Source organism: Vibrio fortis (genome assembly GCF_024347475.1).
GTDB lineage: Bacteria > Pseudomonadota > Gammaproteobacteria > Enterobacterales > Vibrionaceae > Vibrio > Vibrio fortis.
In genome coordinates this window covers 305,879-327,734 of sequence record NZ_AP025487.1, presented here as the reverse complement: position 1 = coordinate 327,734, position 21,856 = coordinate 305,879, and the positions used below count along the sequence as shown (strand labels likewise).

General features: G+C 48.7%; 3 protein-coding genes, 7 tRNA genes and 9 rRNA genes. All 19 read right to left on the bottom strand.

Going from position 1 to position 21,856, the window contains the following annotated elements; genetic code table 11:
* Positions 1-189: 189 nt before the first annotated feature.
* Positions 190-266: transfer RNA gene (locus OCV50_RS01550), tRNA-Trp, on the bottom strand.
* A gap of 58 nt (positions 267-324) precedes the next feature.
* Positions 325-401 (bottom strand) — tRNA-Asp (locus OCV50_RS01545).
* A 41-nt stretch (positions 402-442) separates the two neighbouring features.
* Positions 443-558: ribosomal RNA gene (rrf, locus tag OCV50_RS01540) — 5S ribosomal RNA — on the bottom strand.
* Between the two features lie 89 nt (positions 559-647).
* A 23S ribosomal RNA gene (locus tag OCV50_RS01535) occupies positions 648-3,539 on the bottom strand.
* A gap of 319 nt (positions 3,540-3,858) precedes the next feature.
* A tRNA-Ala gene (locus tag OCV50_RS01530) sits at positions 3,859-3,934 on the bottom strand.
* Between the two features lie 40 nt (positions 3,935-3,974).
* Positions 3,975-4,051, bottom strand: a tRNA-Ile gene (locus OCV50_RS01525).
* 66 nt (positions 4,052-4,117) lie between these two features.
* Positions 4,118-5,670: ribosomal RNA gene (locus OCV50_RS01520) — 16S ribosomal RNA — on the bottom strand.
* Positions 5,671-6,018: 348 nt separating this feature from the next.
* A 5S ribosomal RNA gene (gene rrf, locus OCV50_RS01515) occupies positions 6,019-6,134 on the bottom strand.
* 89 nt (positions 6,135-6,223) lie between these two features.
* Positions 6,224-9,115 (bottom strand): 23S ribosomal RNA (locus tag OCV50_RS01510).
* Between the two features lie 340 nt (positions 9,116-9,455).
* Positions 9,456-9,531, bottom strand: a tRNA-Ala gene (locus OCV50_RS01505).
* A gap of 40 nt (positions 9,532-9,571) precedes the next feature.
* Positions 9,572-9,648 (bottom strand) — tRNA-Ile (locus tag OCV50_RS01500).
* 66 nt (positions 9,649-9,714) lie between these two features.
* A 16S ribosomal RNA gene (locus tag OCV50_RS01495) occupies positions 9,715-11,267 on the bottom strand.
* 314 nt (positions 11,268-11,581) lie between these two features.
* A 5S ribosomal RNA gene (gene rrf, locus OCV50_RS01490) occupies positions 11,582-11,697 on the bottom strand.
* A gap of 117 nt (positions 11,698-11,814) precedes the next feature.
* Positions 11,815-14,706: ribosomal RNA gene (locus OCV50_RS01485) — 23S ribosomal RNA — on the bottom strand.
* 336 nt (positions 14,707-15,042) lie between these two features.
* A tRNA-Glu gene (locus OCV50_RS01480) sits at positions 15,043-15,118 on the bottom strand.
* Between the two features lie 68 nt (positions 15,119-15,186).
* Positions 15,187-16,739 (bottom strand): 16S ribosomal RNA (locus OCV50_RS01475).
* Together the 16S, 23S and 5S rRNA genes with 7 tRNA genes alongside form the textbook arrangement of a ribosomal RNA operon.
* Positions 16,740-17,382: 643 nt before the next feature.
* The gene (locus tag OCV50_RS01470; RefSeq protein WP_150872900.1) at positions 17,383-18,159 is read right to left on the bottom strand and encodes a phosphoadenylyl-sulfate reductase; all 777 of its coding nucleotides are present in this window, start codon (positions 18,157-18,159) and stop codon (positions 17,383-17,385) included.
* Positions 18,152-19,879, bottom strand: a complete 1,728-nt coding sequence (cysI, locus tag OCV50_RS01465; protein WP_261903529.1) for an assimilatory sulfite reductase (NADPH) hemoprotein subunit — start codon at positions 19,877-19,879, stop codon at positions 18,152-18,154. Before cysI ends, OCV50_RS01470 begins: the two co-directional genes overlap by 8 nt.
* On the bottom strand, positions 19,879-21,741 hold the full coding sequence (locus OCV50_RS01460) for an assimilatory sulfite reductase (NADPH) flavoprotein subunit (RefSeq protein WP_261903528.1): 1,863 nt from the start codon (positions 21,739-21,741) through the stop codon (positions 19,879-19,881). The genes cysI and OCV50_RS01460 overlap by 1 nt, the downstream gene beginning before the upstream one ends.
* Positions 21,742-21,856: the final 115 nt, after the last annotated feature.

The following is a 21,856-nucleotide window of genomic DNA, read 5'->3' as shown; positions in this document are numbered from 1 at the left end:
TTCTGTGAATGGTATGGTTGCAGTGTCAGAAAGCTAAAGGCTCTGACGTAAGTCAGAGCCTTTAAATGTAGTAGGGGTGGAAGATTCGACCGGGCGGGCGTTGCAGGGTGACGCCTAGTAATCCCAACATTGCTTCACAGAAACAACAAGCGTAAAAAAGCCCCAGCATTTCTGCTGAGGCTTCATATATGGCAGGGGTGGAGAGATTCGAACTCCCAACACGCGGATTTGGAATCCGCTGCTCTGCCAATTGGAGCTACACCCCTAAAATTTCAATACTGTAGATTCGAAAAAACCTCGCACTAGGCGAGGCTCTCGAATAAGTGGCGGAGTGGACGGGACTCGAACCCGCGACCCCCGGCGTGACAGGCCGGTATTCTAACCAACTGAACTACCACTCCGCAGTGGCTTACTTGCTTTAAGCAAGTGTCCATAATTTAAAGCCTGGCGATGTCCTACTCTCACATGGGGAAGCCCCACACTACCATCGGCGCTATTGCGTTTCACTTCTGAGTTCGGCATGGAATCAGGTGGGTCCACAACGCTATGGTCGCCAAGCAAATTCTTAAAATCTGGAAAGCTGTTATTCTCTAAACTCATTCAAGTGCTTATATCTTATGAGTCCATCAAAACCCCTTGGGTGTTGTATGGTTAAGCCTCACGGGCAATTAGTACAGGTTAGCTCAACGCCTCACAGCGCTTACACACCCTGCCTATCAACGTTCTAGTCTTGAACAACCCTTTAGGACGCTTAAAGCGCCAGGGAAGACTCATCTCAGGGCTCGCTTCCCGCTTAGATGCTTTCAGCGGTTATCGATTCCGAACTTAGCTACCGGGCAATGCCATTGGCATGACAACCCGAACACCAGAGGTTCGTCCACTCCGGTCCTCTCGTACTAGGAGCAGCCCCCTTCAATCTTCCAACGCCCACGGCAGATAGGGACCGAACTGTCTCACGACGTTCTAAACCCAGCTCGCGTACCACTTTAAATGGCGAACAGCCATACCCTTGGGACCGACTTCAGCCCCAGGATGTGATGAGCCGACATCGAGGTGCCAAACACCGCCGTCGATATGAACTCTTGGGCGGTATCAGCCTGTTATCCCCGGAGTACCTTTTATCCGTTGAGCGATGGCCCTTCCATTCAGAACCACCGGATCACTATGACCTGCTTTCGCACCTGCTCGAATTGTCATTCTCGCAGTCAAGCGGGCTTATGCCATTGCACTAACCTCACGATGTCCAACCGTGATTAGCCCACCTTCGTGCTCCTCCGTTACTCTTTGGGAGGAGACCGCCCCAGTCAAACTACCCACCAGGCACTGTCCGTAATCCCGATTCAGGGACCAACGTTAGAACATCAACACTACAAGGGTGGTATTTCAAGGACGACTCCACCACATCTAGCGACGCGGTTTCAAAGTCTCCCACCTATCCTACACATGTAGGGTCAATGTTCAGTGCCAAGCTGTAGTAAAGGTTCACGGGGTCTTTCCGTCTAGCCGCGGGTACACTGCATCTTCACAGCGATTTCAATTTCACTGAGTCTCGGGTGGAGACAGCGTGGCCATCATTACGCCATTCGTGCAGGTCGGAACTTACCCGACAAGGAATTTCGCTACCTTAGGACCGTTATAGTTACGGCCGCCGTTTACCGGGGCTTCGATCAAGAGCTTCGACCGAAGTCTAACCCCATCAATTAACCTTCCGGCACCGGGCAGGCGTCACACCGTATACGTCATCTTACGATTTTGCACAGTGCTGTGTTTTTAATAAACAGTTGCAGCCACCTGGTATCTGCGACTCTCGTCAGCTCCATCCGCGAGGGACTTCACCGATAAGAGCGTACCTTCTCCCGAAGTTACGGTACCATTTTGCCTAGTTCCTTCACCCGAGTTCTCTCAAGCGCCTTGGTATTCTCTACCCGACCACCTGTGTCGGTTTGGGGTACGATTCCTTACAATCTGAAGCTTAGAGGCTTTTCCTGGAAGCATGGCATCAATGACTTCACCACCGTAGTGGCTCGACATCGTATCTCAGCGTTAAGAAAGTCCGGATTTACCTAAACTTTCCGCCTACGTACTTGAACCTGGACAACCGTCGCCAGGCCCACCTAGCCTTCTCCGTCCCCCCATCGCAATTGTAAGAAGTACGGGAATATTAACCCGTTTCCCATCGACTACGCCTTTCGGCCTCGCCTTAGGGGTCGACTTACCCTGCCCCGATTAACGTTGGACAGGAACCCTTGGTCTTCCGGCGAGGGAGTTTTTCACTCCCTTTATCGTTACTCATGTCAGCATTCGCACTTCTGATACCTCCAGCAGCCCTTACAGACCACCTTCAACGGCTTACAGAACGCTCCCCTACCCCGCACACTAAAGTGTGCAGCCGCAGCTTCGGTGTATAGCTTAGCCCCGTTACATCTTCCGCGCAGGCCGACTCGACCAGTGAGCTATTACGCTTTCTTTAAATGATGGCTGCTTCTAAGCCAACATCCTGGCTGTCTGAGCCTTCCCACATCGTTTCCCACTTAGCTATACTTTGGGACCTTAGCTGGCGGTCTGGGTTGTTTCCCTCTCCACGACGGACGTTAGCACCCGCCGTGTGTCTCCCGGATAGTACTTACTGGTATTCGGAGTTTGCAAAGGGTTGGTAAGTCGGGATGACCCCCTAGCCTTAACAGTGCTCTACCCCCAGTAGTATTCGTCCGAGGCGCTACCTAAATAGCTTTCGGGGAGAACCAGCTATCTCCAGGTTTGATTGGCCTTTCACCCCTAGCCACAAGTCATCCGCTAATTTTTCAACATTAGTCGGTTCGGTCCTCCAGTTGATGTTACTCAACCTTCAACCTGCCCATGGCTAGATCACCTGGTTTCGGGTCTATATCCAGAGACTGAACGCCCAGTTAAGACTCGGTTTCCCTACGGCTCCCCTAAACGGTTAACCTTGCCACTGAATATAAGTCGCTGACCCATTATACAAAAGGTACGCAGTCACGGGACAATGCCCGCTCCTACTGCTTGTACGTACACGGTTTCAGGTTCTATTTCACTCCCCTCACAGGGGTTCTTTTCGCCTTTCCCTCACGGTACTGGTTCACTATCGGTCAGTCAGTAGTATTTAGCCTTGGAGGATGGTCCCCCCATATTCAGACAGGATATCACGTGTCCCGCCCTACTCGATTTCACTGATTATGATGTGTCGGTTACGGGGCTATCACCCTTTATTGCGGCACTTTCCAGAGCCTTCACCTGCATCATTAAAAGCTTAAGGGCTAATCCAATTTCGCTCGCCGCTACTTTCGGAATCTCGGTTGATTTCTCTTCCTCGGGGTACTTAGATGTTTCAGTTCCCCCGGTTTGCCTCTTGTTGCTATGTATTCACAACAAGATACTTACTTATGTAAGTGGGTTTCCCCATTCGGAAATCCCAGACTCAAAAGGTTTTTACTACCTAATCTGGGCTTATCGCAAGTTAATACGTCCTTCATCGCCTCTGACTGCCAAGGCATCCACCGTGTACGCTTAGTCACTTAACCATACAACCCGAAAGGGTCTCTGTTTTACTTTCACTTTTGAAAAGTGAAAACAAACTAGTATGGCAACTAACCAAGGTTTTTGGTTGTAACAAGAAGGGTTAGTTCTTATTACGTGTTTGCCGGACTCAATTTTGAATACAAGACACTTGAATGTGTTTGTGTTGTGTTTATCCAAAGGATAAACATTGAGAACTTTTAATTTGATTTAAATAACTGTGTTATTTAAATCAGTCAGCTTTCCAAATTGTTAAAGAGCAGATTCGCTTTCTATTTAAAGAAATGAACCATTTTTAAACACACTCCTAAGAATGCTTAAAGATGGTGGAGCTAAGCAGGATCGAACTGCTGACCTCCTGCGTGCAAGGCAGGCGCTCTCCCAGCTGAGCTATAGCCCCAACGAAATCGATATTGACCGCTATCTCTGGGAAAAGATAGTGGTGGGTCTGAGTGGACTTGAACCACCGACCTCCCGCTTATCAGGCGAGCGCTCTAACCAGCTGAGCTACAGACCCAATATCGTCTCTTAACTTTCTAAACCGTATCAATCTGTGTGGACACTTATCGTGAATATCTTCGTATAAGGAGGTGATCCAGCCCCAGGTTCCCCTAGGGCTACCTTGTTACGACTTCACCCCAGTCATGAACCACAAAGTGGTGAGCGTCCTCCCGAAGGTTAAACTACCCACTTCTTTTGCAGCCCACTCCCATGGTGTGACGGGCGGTGTGTACAAGGCCCGGGAACGTATTCACCGTAGCATTCTGATCTACGATTACTAGCGATTCCGACTTCATGGAGTCGAGTTGCAGACTCCAATCCGGACTACGACGCACTTTTTGGGATTCGCTCACTCTCGCGAGTTGGCCGCCCTCTGTATGCGCCATTGTAGCACGTGTGTAGCCCTACTCGTAAGGGCCATGATGACTTGACGTCGTCCCCACCTTCCTCCGGTTTATCACCGGCAGTCTCCCTGGAGTTCCCGACATTACTCGCTGGCAAACAAGGATAAGGGTTGCGCTCGTTGCGGGACTTAACCCAACATTTCACAACACGAGCTGACGACAGCCATGCAGCACCTGTCTCAGAGTTCCCGAAGGCACCAAAGCATCTCTGCTAAGTTCTCTGGATGTCAAGAGTAGGTAAGGTTCTTCGCGTTGCATCGAATTAAACCACATGCTCCACCGCTTGTGCGGGCCCCCGTCAATTCATTTGAGTTTTAATCTTGCGACCGTACTCCCCAGGCGGTCTACTTAACGCGTTAGCTCCGAAAGCCACGGCTCAAGGCCACAACCTCCAAGTAGACATCGTTTACGGCGTGGACTACCAGGGTATCTAATCCTGTTTGCTCCCCACGCTTTCGCATCTGAGTGTCAGTATCTGTCCAGGGGGCCGCCTTCGCCACTGGTATTCCTTCAGATCTCTACGCATTTCACCGCTACACCTGAAATTCTACCCCCCTCTACAGTACTCTAGTTTGCCAGTTTCAAATGCAGTTCCGAGGTTGAGCCCCGGGCTTTCACATCTGACTTAACAAACCACCTGCATGCGCTTTACGCCCAGTAATTCCGATTAACGCTCGCACCCTCCGTATTACCGCGGCTGCTGGCACGGAGTTAGCCGGTGCTTCTTCTGCAGCTAACGTCAAGAGATGCCGCTATTAACGACACCCCCTTCCTCACTGCTGAAAGTACTTTACAACCCGAAGGCCTTCTTCATACACGCGGCATGGCTGCATCAGGCTTGCGCCCATTGTGCAATATTCCCCACTGCTGCCTCCCGTAGGAGTCTGGACCGTGTCTCAGTTCCAGTGTGGCTGATCATCCTCTCAGACCAGCTAGGGATCGTCGCCTTGGTGAGCCATTACCTCACCAACTAGCTAATCCCACCTAGGCATATCTTGACGCGAGAGGCCCGAAGGTCCCCCTCTTTGGCCCGTAGGCATCATGCGGTATTAGCCATCGTTTCCAATGGTTATCCCCCACATCAAGGCAATTTCCTAGGCATTACTCACCCGTCCGCCGCTCGACGCCGTTATCGTTCCCCGAAGGTTCAGATAACTCGTTTCCGCTCGACTTGCATGTGTTAGGCCTGCCGCCAGCGTTCAATCTGAGCCATGATCAAACTCTTCAATTTAAGATTTTGTGACTCAATGAATACTGATTACATTACATAGTAATGTTGAATTGACTGTGCCGAACCTTACGATTCGAATTGGTCACTCAGTTCATTGAAATCAAGTTGAAACCGAAGTTTCATTTTTTGATATTCATCAACGAGTGCCCACACAGATTGATAGGTTTAAATTGTTAAAGAGCTTTACTATCAACGCTTTAGCGTTGAAGCGGATGCGTATAATACGCGATTGACTCTGTAAGTCAACATAAAACTCTAAATTTATTTAGAACTTTATGGTGACTTGCTTAGATACTAAGCAAAGTCGCTATTTTGTTTTCATTTTTCTAAAAATGAAAGTAAATAGAAGCCTGGCGATGTCCTACTCTCACATGGGGAAGCCCCACACTACCATCGGCGCTATTGCGTTTCACTTCTGAGTTCGGCATGGAATCAGGTGGGTCCACAACGCTATGGTCGCCAAGCAAATTCTTAAAATCTGGAAAGCTGTTATTCTCTAAACTCATTCAAGTGCTTATATCTTATGAGTCCATCAAAACCCCTTGGGTGTTGTATGGTTAAGCCTCACGGGCAATTAGTACAGGTTAGCTCAACGCCTCACAGCGCTTACACACCCTGCCTATCAACGTTCTAGTCTTGAACAACCCTTTAGGACGCTTAAAGCGCCAGGGAAGACTCATCTCAGGGCTCGCTTCCCGCTTAGATGCTTTCAGCGGTTATCGATTCCGAACTTAGCTACCGGGCAATGCCATTGGCATGACAACCCGAACACCAGAGGTTCGTCCACTCCGGTCCTCTCGTACTAGGAGCAGCCCCCTTCAATCTTCCAACGCCCACGGCAGATAGGGACCGAACTGTCTCACGACGTTCTAAACCCAGCTCGCGTACCACTTTAAATGGCGAACAGCCATACCCTTGGGACCGACTTCAGCCCCAGGATGTGATGAGCCGACATCGAGGTGCCAAACACCGCCGTCGATATGAACTCTTGGGCGGTATCAGCCTGTTATCCCCGGAGTACCTTTTATCCGTTGAGCGATGGCCCTTCCATTCAGAACCACCGGATCACTATGACCTGCTTTCGCACCTGCTCGAATTGTCATTCTCGCAGTCAAGCGGGCTTATGCCATTGCACTAACCTCACGATGTCCAACCGTGATTAGCCCACCTTCGTGCTCCTCCGTTACTCTTTGGGAGGAGACCGCCCCAGTCAAACTACCCACCAGGCACTGTCCGTAATCCCGATTCAGGGACCAACGTTAGAACATCAACACTACAAGGGTGGTATTTCAAGGACGACTCCACCACATCTAGCGACGCGGTTTCAAAGTCTCCCACCTATCCTACACATGTAGGGTCAATGTTCAGTGCCAAGCTGTAGTAAAGGTTCACGGGGTCTTTCCGTCTAGCCGCGGGTACACTGCATCTTCACAGCGATTTCAATTTCACTGAGTCTCGGGTGGAGACAGCGTGGCCATCATTACGCCATTCGTGCAGGTCGGAACTTACCCGACAAGGAATTTCGCTACCTTAGGACCGTTATAGTTACGGCCGCCGTTTACCGGGGCTTCGATCAAGAGCTTCGACCGAAGTCTAACCCCATCAATTAACCTTCCGGCACCGGGCAGGCGTCACACCGTATACGTCATCTTACGATTTTGCACAGTGCTGTGTTTTTAATAAACAGTTGCAGCCACCTGGTATCTGCGACTCTCGTCAGCTCCATCCGCGAGGGACTTCACCGATAAGAGCGTACCTTCTCCCGAAGTTACGGTACCATTTTGCCTAGTTCCTTCACCCGAGTTCTCTCAAGCGCCTTGGTATTCTCTACCCGACCACCTGTGTCGGTTTGGGGTACGATTCCTTACAATCTGAAGCTTAGAGGCTTTTCCTGGAAGCATGGCATCAATGACTTCACCACCGTAGTGGCTCGACATCGTATCTCAGCGTTAAGAAAGTCCGGATTTACCTAAACTTTCCGCCTACGTACTTGAACCTGGACAACCGTCGCCAGGCCCACCTAGCCTTCTCCGTCCCCCCATCGCAATTGTAAGAAGTACGGGAATATTAACCCGTTTCCCATCGACTACGCCTTTCGGCCTCGCCTTAGGGGTCGACTTACCCTGCCCCGATTAACGTTGGACAGGAACCCTTGGTCTTCCGGCGAGGGAGTTTTTCACTCCCTTTATCGTTACTCATGTCAGCATTCGCACTTCTGATACCTCCAGCAGCCCTTACAGACCACCTTCAACGGCTTACAGAACGCTCCCCTACCCCGCACACTAAAGTGTGCAGCCGCAGCTTCGGTGTATAGCTTAGCCCCGTTACATCTTCCGCGCAGGCCGACTCGACCAGTGAGCTATTACGCTTTCTTTAAATGATGGCTGCTTCTAAGCCAACATCCTGGCTGTCTGAGCCTTCCCACATCGTTTCCCACTTAGCTATACTTTGGGACCTTAGCTGGCGGTCTGGGTTGTTTCCCTCTCCACGACGGACGTTAGCACCCGCCGTGTGTCTCCCGGATAGTACTTACTGGTATTCGGAGTTTGCAAAGGGTTGGTAAGTCGGGATGACCCCCTAGCCTTAACAGTGCTCTACCCCCAGTAGTATTCGTCCGAGGCGCTACCTAAATAGCTTTCGGGGAGAACCAGCTATCTCCAGGTTTGATTGGCCTTTCACCCCTAGCCACAAGTCATCCGCTAATTTTTCAACATTAGTCGGTTCGGTCCTCCAGTTGATGTTACTCAACCTTCAACCTGCCCATGGCTAGATCACCTGGTTTCGGGTCTATATCCAGAGACTGAACGCCCAGTTAAGACTCGGTTTCCCTACGGCTCCCCTAAACGGTTAACCTTGCCACTGAATATAAGTCGCTGACCCATTATACAAAAGGTACGCAGTCACGGGACAATGCCCGCTCCTACTGCTTGTACGTACACGGTTTCAGGTTCTATTTCACTCCCCTCACAGGGGTTCTTTTCGCCTTTCCCTCACGGTACTGGTTCACTATCGGTCAGTCAGTAGTATTTAGCCTTGGAGGATGGTCCCCCCATATTCAGACAGGATATCACGTGTCCCGCCCTACTCGATTTCACTGATTATGATGTGTCGGTTACGGGGCTATCACCCTTTATTGCGGCACTTTCCAGAGCCTTCACCTGCATCATTAAAAGCTTAAGGGCTAATCCAATTTCGCTCGCCGCTACTTTCGGAATCTCGGTTGATTTCTCTTCCTCGGGGTACTTAGATGTTTCAGTTCCCCCGGTTTGCCTCTTGTTGCTATGTATTCACAACAAGATACTTACTTATGTAAGTGGGTTTCCCCATTCGGAAATCCCAGACTCAAAAGGTTTTTACTACCTAATCTGGGCTTATCGCAAGTTAATACGTCCTTCATCGCCTCTGACTGCCAAGGCATCCACCGTGTACGCTTAGTCACTTAACCATACAACCCGAAAGGGTCTCTGTTTTACTTTCACTTTTGAAAAGTGAAAACAAACTAGTATGGCAACTAACCAAGGTTTTTGGTTGTAACAAGAAGGGTTAATTCTTATTACGTGTTTGCCGGACTCAATGGTGAATCAAACTAAGTTTGATTCGAATACAAGACACTTGAATGTGTTTGTGTTGTGTTTATCCAAAGGATAAACATTGAGAACTTTTAATTTGATTTAAATAACTGTGTTATTTAAATCAGTCAGCTTTCCAAATTGTTAAAGAGCAGATTCGCTTTCTATTTAAAGAAATGAACCATTTTTAAACACACTCCTAAGAATGCTTAAAGATGGTGGAGCTAAGCAGGATCGAACTGCTGACCTCCTGCGTGCAAGGCAGGCGCTCTCCCAGCTGAGCTATAGCCCCAACGAAATCGATATTGACCGCTATCTCTGGGAAAAGATAGTGGTGGGTCTGAGTGGACTTGAACCACCGACCTCCCGCTTATCAGGCGAGCGCTCTAACCAGCTGAGCTACAGACCCAATATCGTCTCTTAACTTTCTAAACCGTATCAATCTGTGTGGACACTTATCGTGAATATCTTCGTATAAGGAGGTGATCCAGCCCCAGGTTCCCCTAGGGCTACCTTGTTACGACTTCACCCCAGTCATGAACCACAAAGTGGTGAGCGTCCTCCCGAAGGTTAAACTACCCACTTCTTTTGCAGCCCACTCCCATGGTGTGACGGGCGGTGTGTACAAGGCCCGGGAACGTATTCACCGTAGCATTCTGATCTACGATTACTAGCGATTCCGACTTCATGGAGTCGAGTTGCAGACTCCAATCCGGACTACGACGCACTTTTTGGGATTCGCTCACTCTCGCGAGTTGGCCGCCCTCTGTATGCGCCATTGTAGCACGTGTGTAGCCCTACTCGTAAGGGCCATGATGACTTGACGTCGTCCCCACCTTCCTCCGGTTTATCACCGGCAGTCTCCCTGGAGTTCCCGACATTACTCGCTGGCAAACAAGGATAAGGGTTGCGCTCGTTGCGGGACTTAACCCAACATTTCACAACACGAGCTGACGACAGCCATGCAGCACCTGTCTCAGAGTTCCCGAAGGCACCAAAGCATCTCTGCTAAGTTCTCTGGATGTCAAGAGTAGGTAAGGTTCTTCGCGTTGCATCGAATTAAACCACATGCTCCACCGCTTGTGCGGGCCCCCGTCAATTCATTTGAGTTTTAATCTTGCGACCGTACTCCCCAGGCGGTCTACTTAACGCGTTAGCTCCGAAAGCCACGGCTCAAGGCCACAACCTCCAAGTAGACATCGTTTACGGCGTGGACTACCAGGGTATCTAATCCTGTTTGCTCCCCACGCTTTCGCATCTGAGTGTCAGTATCTGTCCAGGGGGCCGCCTTCGCCACTGGTATTCCTTCAGATCTCTACGCATTTCACCGCTACACCTGAAATTCTACCCCCCTCTACAGTACTCTAGTTTGCCAGTTTCAAATGCAGTTCCGAGGTTGAGCCCCGGGCTTTCACATCTGACTTAACAAACCACCTGCATGCGCTTTACGCCCAGTAATTCCGATTAACGCTCGCACCCTCCGTATTACCGCGGCTGCTGGCACGGAGTTAGCCGGTGCTTCTTCTGCAGCTAACGTCAAGAGATGCCGCTATTAACGACACCCCCTTCCTCACTGCTGAAAGTACTTTACAACCCGAAGGCCTTCTTCATACACGCGGCATGGCTGCATCAGGCTTGCGCCCATTGTGCAATATTCCCCACTGCTGCCTCCCGTAGGAGTCTGGACCGTGTCTCAGTTCCAGTGTGGCTGATCATCCTCTCAGACCAGCTAGGGATCGTCGCCTTGGTGAGCCATTACCTCACCAACTAGCTAATCCCACCTAGGCATATCTTGACGCGAGAGGCCCGAAGGTCCCCCTCTTTGGCCCGTAGGCGTTATGCGGTATTAGCCATCGTTTCCAATGGTTATCCCCCACATCAAGGCAATTTCCTAGGCATTACTCACCCGTCCGCCGCTCGACGCCGTTATCGTTCCCCGAAGGTTCAGATAACTCGTTTCCGCTCGACTTGCATGTGTTAGGCCTGCCGCCAGCGTTCAATCTGAGCCATGATCAAACTCTTCAATTTAAGATTTTGTGACTCAATGAATACTGATTACATTACATAGTAATGTTGAATTGACTGTGCCGAATCTTACGATTCGAATTGGTCACTCAGTTCATTGAAATCAAGTTGAAACCGAAGTTTCATTTTTGATATTCATCAACGAGTGCCCACACAGATTGATAGGTTTAAATTGTTAAAGAGCTTTGCTATCAACGCTTTAGCGTTGAAGCGGATGCGTATAATACGCGATTGACTCTGTAAGTCAACATAAAACTCTAAGTTTTTTACTTAAAATCCTATGTTGACTCGTCTCATCGAGACAAGTCGAAATTAAAGCCTGGCGATGTCCTACTCTCACATGGGGAAGCCCCACACTACCATCGGCGCTATTGCGTTTCACTTCTGAGTTCGGCATGGAATCAGGTGGGTCCACAACGCTATGGTCGCCAAGCAAATTCTTAAAATTCGGAAAGCTGTTATTCTCTAAACTCATTCAAGTGCTCTTGTTTGCTTCTGCTTTTAAAGCGGAAACAATGTTTTGAGCCCATCAAAACCCCTTGGGTGTTGTATGGTTAAGCCTCACGGGCAATTAGTACAGGTTAGCTCAACGCCTCACAGCGCTTACACACCCTGCCTATCAACGTTCTAGTCTTGAACAACCCTTTAGGACGCTTAAAGCGCCAGGGAAGACTCATCTCAGGGCTCGCTTCCCGCTTAGATGCTTTCAGCGGTTATCGATTCCGAACTTAGCTACCGGGCAATGCCATTGGCATGACAACCCGAACACCAGAGGTTCGTCCACTCCGGTCCTCTCGTACTAGGAGCAGCCCCCTTCAATCTTCCAACGCCCACGGCAGATAGGGACCGAACTGTCTCACGACGTTCTAAACCCAGCTCGCGTACCACTTTAAATGGCGAACAGCCATACCCTTGGGACCGACTTCAGCCCCAGGATGTGATGAGCCGACATCGAGGTGCCAAACACCGCCGTCGATATGAACTCTTGGGCGGTATCAGCCTGTTATCCCCGGAGTACCTTTTATCCGTTGAGCGATGGCCCTTCCATTCAGAACCACCGGATCACTATGACCTGCTTTCGCACCTGCTCGAATTGTCATTCTCGCAGTCAAGCGGGCTTATGCCATTGCACTAACCTCACGATGTCCAACCGTGATTAGCCCACCTTCGTGCTCCTCCGTTACTCTTTGGGAGGAGACCGCCCCAGTCAAACTACCCACCAGGCACTGTCCGTAATCCCGATTCAGGGACCAACGTTAGAACATCAACACTACAAGGGTGGTATTTCAAGGACGACTCCACCACATCTAGCGACGCGGTTTCAAAGTCTCCCACCTATCCTACACATGTAGGGTCAATGTTCAGTGCCAAGCTGTAGTAAAGGTTCACGGGGTCTTTCCGTCTAGCCGCGGGTACACTGCATCTTCACAGCGATTTCAATTTCACTGAGTCTCGGGTGGAGACAGCGTGGCCATCATTACGCCATTCGTGCAGGTCGGAACTTACCCGACAAGGAATTTCGCTACCTTAGGACCGTTATAGTTACGGCCGCCGTTTACCGGGGCTTCGATCAAGAGCTTCGACCGAAGTCTAACCCCATCAATTAACCTTCCGGCACCGGGCAGGCGTCACACCGTATACGTCATCTTACGATTTTGCACAGTGCTGTGTTTTTAATAAACAGTTGCAGCCACCTGGTATCTGCGACTCTCGTCAGCTCCATCCGCGAGGGACTTCACCGATAAGAGCGTACCTTCTCCCGAAGTTACGGTACCATTTTGCCTAGTTCCTTCACCCGAGTTCTCTCAAGCGCCTTGGTATTCTCTACCCGACCACCTGTGTCGGTTTGGGGTACGATTCCTTACAATCTGAAGCTTAGAGGCTTTTCCTGGAAGCATGGCATCAATGACTTCACCACCGTAGTGGCTCGACATCGTATCTCAGCGTTAAGAAAGTCCGGATTTACCTAAACTTTCCGCCTACGTACTTGAACCTGGACAACCGTCGCCAGGCCCACCTAGCCTTCTCCGTCCCCCCATCGCAATTGTAAGAAGTACGGGAATATTAACCCGTTTCCCATCGACTACGCCTTTCGGCCTCGCCTTAGGGGTCGACTTACCCTGCCCCGATTAACGTTGGACAGGAACCCTTGGTCTTCCGGCGAGGGAGTTTTTCACTCCCTTTATCGTTACTCATGTCAGCATTCGCACTTCTGATACCTCCAGCAGCCCTTACAGACCACCTTCAACGGCTTACAGAACGCTCCCCTACCCCGCACACTAAAGTGTGCAGCCGCAGCTTCGGTGTATAGCTTAGCCCCGTTACATCTTCCGCGCAGGCCGACTCGACCAGTGAGCTATTACGCTTTCTTTAAATGATGGCTGCTTCTAAGCCAACATCCTGGCTGTCTGAGCCTTCCCACATCGTTTCCCACTTAGCTATACTTTGGGACCTTAGCTGGCGGTCTGGGTTGTTTCCCTCTCCACGACGGACGTTAGCACCCGCCGTGTGTCTCCCGGATAGTACTTACTGGTATTCGGAGTTTGCAAAGGGTTGGTAAGTCGGGATGACCCCCTAGCCTTAACAGTGCTCTACCCCCAGTAGTATTCGTCCGAGGCGCTACCTAAATAGCTTTCGGGGAGAACCAGCTATCTCCAGGTTTGATTGGCCTTTCACCCCTAGCCACAAGTCATCCGCTAATTTTTCAACATTAGTCGGTTCGGTCCTCCAGTTGATGTTACTCAACCTTCAACCTGCCCATGGCTAGATCACCTGGTTTCGGGTCTATATCCAGAGACTGAACGCCCAGTTAAGACTCGGTTTCCCTACGGCTCCCCTAAACGGTTAACCTTGCCACTGAATATAAGTCGCTGACCCATTATACAAAAGGTACGCAGTCACGGGACAATGCCCGCTCCTACTGCTTGTACGTACACGGTTTCAGGTTCTATTTCACTCCCCTCACAGGGGTTCTTTTCGCCTTTCCCTCACGGTACTGGTTCACTATCGGTCAGTCAGTAGTATTTAGCCTTGGAGGATGGTCCCCCCATATTCAGACAGGATATCACGTGTCCCGCCCTACTCGATTTCACTGATTATGATGTGTCGGTTACGGGGCTATCACCCTTTATTGCGGCACTTTCCAGAGCCTTCACCTGCATCATTAAAAGCTTAAGGGCTAATCCAATTTCGCTCGCCGCTACTTTCGGAATCTCGGTTGATTTCTCTTCCTCGGGGTACTTAGATGTTTCAGTTCCCCCGGTTTGCCTCTTGTTGCTATGTATTCACAACAAGATACTTACTTATGTAAGTGGGTTTCCCCATTCGGAAATCCCAGACTCAAAAGGTTTTTACTACCTAATCTGGGCTTATCGCAAGTTAATACGTCCTTCATCGCCTCTGACTGCCAAGGCATCCACCGTGTACGCTTAGTCACTTAACCATACAACCCGAAAGGGTCTCTGTTTTACTTTCACTTTTGAAAAGTGAAAACAAACTAGTATGGCAACTAACCAAGGTTTTTGGTTGTAACAAGAAGGGTTAATTCTTATTACGTGTTTGCCGGACTCAATGGTGATTCAAATTAGATTTGAATCGAATACAAGACACTTGAATGTGTTTGTGTTGTGTTTATCCAAAGGATAAACATTGAGAACTTTTAATTTGATTTAAATAACTGTGTTATTTAAATCAGTCAGCTTTCCAAATTGTTAAAGAGCTAATCACTTCTTAATGAAGTAACCATTTTTAAAGACTCTCAAAGGAGAATACTTAAAGATGGTATCCCGTAGGGGAGTCGAACCCCTGTTACCGCCGTGAAAGGGCGGTGTCCTAGGCCTCTAGACGAACGGGACACTAAGATATCTCTTAACTTTCTAAACCATATCAATCTGTGTGGACACTTATCGTGAATATCTTCGTATAAGGAGGTGATCCAGCCCCAGGTTCCCCTAGGGCTACCTTGTTACGACTTCACCCCAGTCATGAACCACAAAGTGGTGAGCGTCCTCCCGAAGGTTAAACTACCCACTTCTTTTGCAGCCCACTCCCATGGTGTGACGGGCGGTGTGTACAAGGCCCGGGAACGTATTCACCGTAGCATTCTGATCTACGATTACTAGCGATTCCGACTTCATGGAGTCGAGTTGCAGACTCCAATCCGGACTACGACGCACTTTTTGGGATTCGCTCACTCTCGCGAGTTGGCCGCCCTCTGTATGCGCCATTGTAGCACGTGTGTAGCCCTACTCGTAAGGGCCATGATGACTTGACGTCGTCCCCACCTTCCTCCGGTTTATCACCGGCAGTCTCCCTGGAGTTCCCGACATTACTCGCTGGCAAACAAGGATAAGGGTTGCGCTCGTTGCGGGACTTAACCCAACATTTCACAACACGAGCTGACGACAGCCATGCAGCACCTGTCTCAGAGTTCCCGAAGGCACCAAAGCATCTCTGCTAAGTTCTCTGGATGTCAAGAGTAGGTAAGGTTCTTCGCGTTGCATCGAATTAAACCACATGCTCCACCGCTTGTGCGGGCCCCCGTCAATTCATTTGAGTTTTAATCTTGCGACCGTACTCCCCAGGCGGTCTACTTAACGCGTTAGCTCCGAAAGCCACGGCTCAAGGCCACAACCTCCAAGTAGACATCGTTTACGGCGTGGACTACCAGGGTATCTAATCCTGTTTGCTCCCCACGCTTTCGCATCTGAGTGTCAGTATCTGTCCAGGGGGCCGCCTTCGCCACTGGTATTCCTTCAGATCTCTACGCATTTCACCGCTACACCTGAAATTCTACCCCCCTCTACAGTACTCTAGTTTGCCAGTTTCAAATGCAGTTCCGAGGTTGAGCCCCGGGCTTTCACATCTGACTTAACAAACCACCTGCATGCGCTTTACGCCCAGTAATTCCGATTAACGCTCGCACCCTCCGTATTACCGCGGCTGCTGGCACGGAGTTAGCCGGTGCTTCTTCTGCAGCTAACGTCAAGAGATGCCGCTATTAACGACACCCCCTTCCTCACTGCTGAAAGTACTTTACAACCCGAAGGCCTTCTTCATACACGCGGCATGGCTGCATCAGGCTTGCGCCCATTGTGCAATATTCCCCACTGCTGCCTCCCGTAGGAGTCTGGACCGTGTCTCAGTTCCAGTGTGGCTGATCATCCTCTCAGACCAGCTAGGGATCGTCGCCTTGGTGAGCCATTACCTCACCAACTAGCTAATCCCACCTAGGCATATCTTGACGCGAGAGGCCCGAAGGTCCCCCTCTTTGGCCCGTAGGCGTTATGCGGTATTAGCCATCGTTTCCAATGGTTATCCCCCACATCAAGGCAATTTCCTAGGCATTACTCACCCGTCCGCCGCTCGACGCCGTTATCGTTCCCCGAAGGTTCAGATAACTCGTTTCCGCTCGACTTGCATGTGTTAGGCCTGCCGCCAGCGTTCAATCTGAGCCATGATCAAACTCTTCAATTTAAGATTTTGTGACTCAACGAATACTGATTACATTCCCCATTCGTTTTAGCAAAAAGCTTACGAATAGTGACTGTGAATTGACTGTGCTAAGACCGAAGTCTTAATTGGTCACTCAGTTCATTGAAATCATTTTGATACCGAAGTATCTGTTTGCCTTTGCTTATAAAAGCGAAAACAAACTTAGTGATATTCATCAACGAGTGCCCACACAGATTGATAGGTTTAAATTGTTAAAGAGCTTTTCTTCGTTGTGACTTACATCACTTCGGAAGAGGCGGCTATTCTAGCGACTTAATTCTCAGTGTCAAACACTTTTTGAAAATTAATTTCTACTTTCTAAAAGTAGAAGCGAAATATCGCTTTAAGCTAGTTGCCGAACTAACATTCTTCGCTGAAGCCTTGTGGCGTCTGCCGTGTCAGTGAGGCGGCATTATAGAGATGTTCCTCACATTGGCAAGCTTTAATTCAAGAAAATTGCAAAAATAACGCTTAAGTGCAGAAATAACATTCAAAGCCATATTTATGCAAGTTTAACCCCAATCGAACTACAAGCTACCCACAGAGTTATCCACAAATGATGTTTTTTATATTCTACAAACACAAAAAAAACTGCTTAAAAGCAGCTTTTTCAATGTAAGTTGGATTAAATACCGGAACCGTATTGCTCTCCATCATCTTCATGGAGACCACATTCGCGCTTTAGACCGTTAAACCGCGTTTCTTCTTCGGTCATACCCGGTTCCCACTTTTTCGTAGTGTGGGTATCACCAATAGATAAGTAACCTTCTTCTCGAAGTGGGTGATAACTCAAACCATGCTCTTCTAGGTAATAGTGAACATCTTTATTACTCCAGTCGATGACAGGCAAGAACTTAAACACACCGTTTTGGATAGATAGAATAGGAAGGTTGGCACGGGACTTAGATTGCTCTCTTCTTAAACCCGAGAACCAAACTCCTGCATCAAGCTCATCCAGTGCACGCCTCATTGGCTCAACTTTATTCAGCTTGTTGTACTTTTCTATCCCTTCTAAGCCTTGTTCCCATAACTTACCGTATTGCGCTTCTTGCCAATTCGGGCTTTGTTTCGCTCGGAAGACCTGAAGGTTTAACGTCAGTTGCTGGCTCAACTCATCAATAAAGCGGTACGTTTCAGGAAAAAGGTAACCTGTATCCGTTAAGATCACAGGAATATCCGGTTTCGCTTGGGTCACAAGGTGAAGCATTAACGCCGCTTGAATACCAAAACTAGATGAGACAACGTGATTGCCTTCTAGATTCTCTAGTGCCCACTTAACTCTTTGTTGAGCGGTTAGCGTCTCTAACTCAGCATTGATTTCTGAAAGACGGAGGATTTGCTCCGTCTTGGTTAATGCAAGCAGATCTGCCAACTTCAATTTAGAAGTCACAGAATTATGCATGTAAATCCCTCTTAGAAATGATCACTTCTTCAATGATGCCAGCGCGAATAGTGAAATCACCGAATCCTTCGCCCTCTTCTCTTTCATTTGCCCAACGAGCCACCAGCTCATCGATTTCTTGAAGGATTTGTGCAGAGGTGATGTTCTCTTTATACATCTTAGGAATTCGTGTACCCGCTCGGTTACCTCCTAAGTGCATGTTGTAACGGCCCGGTGCCTTACCGACGAGGCCAAGTTCCGCTAGCATCGCTCGACCACAACCATTTGGACAGCCTGTGATTCGCAAAATGATGTTGTCGTCTTCCGGCAGGTTGTGCTTCTTAAGGATATCTTCCACATCAGTCACGAACTCAGGAAGGAAGCGTTCTGCTTCTGCCATCGCCAATGGACAAGTTGGGAATGCCACACATGCCATTGAGTTTTTACGTTGCTCAGTTACCGCATCATCCATCAGACCATATTCACGAGCGAGCTTCTCGATCTTGGCTTTTTGGCTCTTAGGTACACCCGCTACAATCAAGTTTTGGTTTGCTGTCATGCGGAAGTCGCCTTTATGAATCTTAGCGATTTCAGCAACACCTGTTTTCAGAGGCCTACCTGGGAAATCCAGTAGACGACCGTTCTCGATGAATAGTGCTAAATGGAATTTACCATCGATACCTTCAGACCAACCAATGCGATCGCCACGCCCAGTAAACTCATAAGGGCGGCTATCAGAGAACTTAACACCAGCGCGTCTCTCCACTTCTGCCTTAAAGACATCAATACCAACACGATCTAGTGTGTACTTAGTTTTTGCATTCTTACGGTTGGAGCGGTTACCCCAGTCACGCTGCGTAGTTACAACAGCGGCTGCCACATCTAATGTGTTTTCTATTGGGACAAAACCAAAGTCATCCGCTTTACGTGCATAAGTAGACGTATCACCGTGAGTCATTGCTAGTCCACCACCGACAAGCACATTAAAGCCTACCAGCTTGCCTTCTTCAGCGATCGCTACGAAGTTAAGATCGTTAGCGTGCACATCCACATCATTCTGTGGCGGGATCACTACCGTTGTTTTGAATTTACGAGGTAGATAGTTGCTACCTAAAATCGGCTCTTCATCTGTCGTTTCTAGCTTTTCACCATCTAGCCAGATCTCAGCGTAAGCACGCGTTTTTGGTAGAAGGTGCTCACTGATCTTCTTAGCCCATTCATAAGCCTCTTGGTGAAGCTCTGATTCAACTGGGTTAGTCGTACATAGCACGTTACGGTTTACGTCACCCGCTGTCGCGATCGAATCAATACCAATGCTGTTTAGCGTTTGGTGCATCAACTTGATATTTGGCTTCAAAACACCATGAAACTGGAACGTTTGACGCGTAGTGAGTCGGATAGAACCATACGAAGTGCTCTCATCCGCGAATTTATCAATTGCTAGCCACTGCTTAGGTGTAATGATGCCACCCGGCATACGTGCACGAAGCATCACATTATGTAGCGGTTCTAACTTTTGCTTAGCACGCTCGTTACGGATATCACGGTCATCTTGTTGATACATACCGTGGAAACGAATCAGCTGGAAGTTATCTGCAGTAAAGCCACCTGTGATGCGGTCTTGTAGATCAGCCTCAATAGTGCCACGCAGATGATTACTTTCACGTTTTAAGCGTTCGTTGTCTGCTAATGGGCCAAGCACTTGGCCTAATACTTCTTGCTCTATTACTTGCTTGCTCATTAGTACACATCCCTTTGGTAACGTTTTGCTTTACGTAGATCGTTAATAAATTCTTCAGCTTTCTCGCGGCTAAGCTTGCCTTGCTCTTGTGCAATTGAGATTAGGGCTTCATTGACATCTTTCGCCATGCGCGTCGCATCACCACATACGTAGAGGTAAGCACCCTCTTGTAGCCATTGCCATACTTGCTCAGCTTGTTCGATAAGACGGTCTTGAACATAAACCTTCTCTTGCTGATCACGGCTAAATGCCACATCAAGTTTGGTCAACGCGCCAGACTTCAAGTATTTCTGCCACTCGACTTGATATAAGAAGTCTTGAGTGAAAGTGCGGTCGCCAAAGAACAACCAGCTATTACCTTCTGCACCATTGTTGTCACGTTCTTGAATGAAGCTACGGAATGGGGCGATACCTGTGCCTGGGCCAATCATAATGATCGGTGTTGCATCATCTTGAGGAAGTTTGAAGTTACTGTTGTTCTCTACGAACACTTTCACTTCACCACCCTCTTCTAAGCGCTGAGCTAAGAAGCTTGATGCGCCACCCTGACGAGACTCATCACCTTTTTGGTATTCCACTAAACCTACTGTTAGGTGAACTTCTTCATCGACCTCAGATTGGCTTGATGCAATTGAGTAAAGACGCGGAGTGAGCTTACGTAGCAGACCTACCAATTCCTCGGCAGTTAGTTTTGTTTTCTTCTCTGCTAGAACGTCAATAACTTGAGTATTGCTCGCGTATTCACGAAGCTTGTCTTTGTCTTCCACCAGCTTAGCTAGTTTCTTACTGCCCGATAACTCTGCGAACTTAGTCACGAGTTGTGGGTTCGATGCCGTGATCTCATACTTGCTTACTAGAGCGCTATGGATAGAAAGGCTCTCACCATCGACATCAACACTCTCTACGCCAGAAAGACCTACTTTCGCTAGGATTTGATTCGCGAGTTCTGAGCTGTTTTCAAACCACACTCCCAATGCGTCACCCGGTTGGTAAGTAATACCCGACTCGTCCAGATCGATTTCGATATGACGAACGTCTTTACCTGAATCACGACCTGTGATCTTTTGGCTGGTAAGCAGCGTTGCTGTATAAGGATTCTGTTTAGTGTAAAGGCTATGACCGGCAGCTTGTTGGCCTACAGGAAGTTGAACGACTTCAGCCTCTGTACCAGAAGAGAGTGCCTCTTTCACTTTCTCAAGTGCTGATGCTCGCCACTCTTCTGCTGGTGCTTCATAGTCCACATCAAGATCAACACGATCAATAAATGGCGTCGCGCCAAGTTTAGATAGGAAACTATCGAAATCTTTACCAGTTTGGCAGAAGAACTCATAGCTTGAGTCACCTAGACCGATGACACCGTATTGTAGGTTCGGTAGCTTAGGAGCTTTCTTCGACTGAAGGAATTCATGCAGTTCAATCGCGTTATCAGGGGCTTCGCCCTCGCCGTTGGTTGAAGCAACCAAGATAACGTGTGTTTCTTTCGCTAAGTTCTTACCTTTGTAGTCACTCGCGTCAAACAGCTCAACCGCAATGCCTTGTGCTTTTGCTTCAGATTCTAGCGCTTCCGCGACACCCTTTGCGTTACCCGTTTGAGAAGCAAAGATGATGCTTAGCTTACCTGCAGGTTTAGCCGCAACCACAGCTGCTGCTTGAGCAATTGGTGCTGCTGCCGCTGAAGGTTGGTTTTGGCTTACACCCCATAAATAACCACTTACCCAAGCAAGCTGTTGCGGTGAAAGTTCTGAAACACTCTGTTGAAGATGACCTAATTGTTGATCATTTAATGGTGCAGCTAAGCCCGGTAGTTCATTGCTACCTGCTTGTGCGTTATTCTGTGAAGACTCTTTCTTATTTAAAGACATGGTCACGACATCCCTAATCATTGCGTGACGATAGATTAACCACTCCTTTTAATAACAAGAAAGAATAGAAAAGTATGTTTTATAACTTTTTGGAAGTAAAAAGCCGTAATTGGCT

Coding starts and splice junctions, on each gene's coding strand:
- OCV50_RS01470 (WP_150872900.1), bottom strand. CDS start 18,159: ATGCATAATTCTGTGACTTCTAAATTGAAGTTGGCAGATCTGCTTGCA.
- cysI (WP_261903529.1), bottom strand. CDS start 19,879: ATGAGCAAGCAAGTAATAGAGCAAGAAGTATTAGGCCAAGTGCTTGGC.
- OCV50_RS01460 (WP_261903528.1), bottom strand. CDS start 21,741: ATGTCTTTAAATAAGAAAGAGTCTTCACAGAATAACGCACAAGCAGGT.